This is a genomic window from Candidatus Anoxymicrobium japonicum (genome assembly GCA_002843005.1).
GTDB classification, from domain to species: Bacteria; Actinomycetota; Geothermincolia; order Fen-727; family Anoxymicrobiaceae; genus Anoxymicrobium; species Anoxymicrobium japonicum.
The window spans coordinates 1-1,424 of sequence record PHEX01000129.1; the positions used below are offsets into that span (position 1 = coordinate 1).

A 1,424-nucleotide genomic window follows, 5' to 3' on the forward strand; every position below is an offset into this window, starting at 1 on the left:
TGGCACCAATCGCCCTTGGGGAATAGGCAGGCGCGTCAGTCACGGTTGCATCCGGCTTTACCCTGAAGATATCGAATCACTCTTTCACGAGGTTCCGGTTGGCACCCCGGTAGAAATCGTCAACCAGCCATATGTAGCCGGATGGCGGGGAAGACAGTTATTCCTGCAGGCATTTGCGCCTTTGTCGGAGCACGAGCAGGCGTCGCCCGACCTGACAGGGGCGATGGCAGTCGTACTGGAAAAAACCAATGGAGAAGGGGGTGTGGACTGGGACAAGGCCACGGCGGTCGCCAGGGACAAATCCGGCATACCGACACCGGTTCAATCCGGTACACCAGATCTGCAGGAAATCATTACAGCGGTGATCGATGCAAGTATCCCAGCAGAAAACACCATGCCAGAAAATACCATGGCATTGCCGCCAGGCAATGAGGCGCAATAAGGCATTTATACCGTTAACGGTATAAATGCCTACTGTAAAAAGTTAACTGAAAACCAGGCAAAGCGGGATGTCGGCAAAGCCGACATCCCGCCGAAAACCGGCTTACTTCATCATGGATTTCTGGAACATGCGGTCAGCTTTTGCGTCAGCATCGGCTGCCATGCGTTTGGCTTCTTCAGCCGCAGCCATAGCAGCGCTAGCGTCACTCCCTGCCTGTGTCGCCTTGGCATCTGCGCTCTGGGCAGCTGCGAGTGCCTCTTCTGCCTTAGCCATGGCAGAATCGGCCTTGGCACTGACTTCATCCACGCGGGCTGAAAGTTGATCGACCCGTGTAGTAGATGCGCAACCGGAAATCAAGCCGACGACAAAAATTGCAGCCACCAGTTTTGGAATTATTGAAAACTTGTCCATTGCAAATCTCCTTTCGTATTACTTTTTCTCTGGAAACTCGCTGGCAGAAATTGGAGCCTCAAAACCTCCCGCCAGGTAGCGATTAACACTGCAATTTTTACAGTACGCCAGCTTTTCAGCGCTAACAATACGTGCTAACGCATATATGTAACTGATTTTATTAAACGTCATTTTTAGGATCCGGTTCCGGCGCAATATATGTGTGAACTGAACCAGTTTGTTATAGAGTGGACCATACCAAGCAACGCAATACCATCACAGACTACATTCCAGGGAATACCATGCCGTTTAAAATCACTGCAATACTTTTCGCCCTCATGCTTGCTGCCAACGCGCATGCCGAGCCTACCGTGCAGATCAATACCAGCCTTGGAACAATTGAGGTTGAACTGGATAGCGAAAAAGCACCAAAGACCGTTGCCAATTTTCTGGAATACATCAAGAGCGGCCATTACTCCGGCACGATCTTTCACCGAACCATTCGCCGCTTCATGATTCAGGGCGGCGGTATGACTCAGGATATGCAGGAAAAACCGGCTCGTGCGGCAATTGAAAACGAAGCAGACAACGG

At 51.1% G+C, this 1,424-nt stretch carries 3 protein-coding genes; 2 read left to right on the forward strand and 1 reads right to left on the reverse strand.

The genetic code is table 11. The features are described from left to right. Positions 1 to 442: hypothetical protein (locus CVT63_08405; protein PKQ26613.1), on the forward strand; the 442-nt coding region annotated here is incomplete at its 5' end. A gap of 102 nt (positions 443 to 544) precedes the next feature. Here CVT63_08405 and CVT63_08410 read toward each other — a convergent pair. Next, positions 545 to 853: a hypothetical protein gene (locus tag CVT63_08410; GenBank protein PKQ26614.1), complete on the reverse strand. Its 309-nt coding sequence runs from the start codon at positions 851 to 853 to the stop codon at positions 545 to 547. A gap of 317 nt (positions 854 to 1,170) precedes the next feature. Here CVT63_08410 and CVT63_08415 point away from each other — a divergent pair. Next, positions 1,171 to 1,424, forward strand: a 254-nt coding sequence (locus CVT63_08415; GenBank protein PKQ26615.1) for a peptidylprolyl isomerase, incomplete at its 3' end; no start/stop codon positions are given.

Bases quoted from the DNA above. Each gene is read 5' to 3' on its own strand.
- CVT63_08410 (PKQ26614.1), bottom strand. From the start codon at position 853: ATGGACAAGTTTTCAATAATTCCAAAACTGGTGGCTGCAATTTTTGTC.